The organism is Peribacillus sp. SIMBA_075, assembly GCF_046534585.1.
This window is the reverse complement of sequence record NZ_JAWRYN010001456.1, coordinates 1-241: the sequence shown is the minus strand read 5'-3', so window position 1 is coordinate 241 and position 241 is coordinate 1. Positions and strand designations below refer to the sequence as shown.

At 75.1% G+C, this 241-nt stretch carries 1 protein-coding gene; it reads left to right on the top strand.

The window, feature by feature from the left end:
- A partial coding sequence (locus SB775_RS33205; RefSeq protein ID WP_410865550.1) for an aldo/keto reductase occupies positions 1–241 on the top strand: 241 nt, incomplete at both ends.

Sequence of the window (241 nt, the reverse complement as noted above, 5' to 3'; positions counted from 1 at the left end):
CGAATACAGCCTCATCCAGCGCGAGGTCGAGCACGACCTGGTGCCGATGGCCGAAGCCCTCGGCCTGGCGGTGCTGGCCTGGTCGCCGCTGGGCAGCGGCGTGCTGACCGGCAAGTACGCTGCCGCCGACCTGGCGGCTCCCGTGCAGGACGGCGCGGCGGGTTCGCGCCGCGGCGTGGCGCAGGTCAATGGCGCGCTGACCGCGCGCGCGCTGGAGATCGCCGCCGTGGTGCGGCAGGTC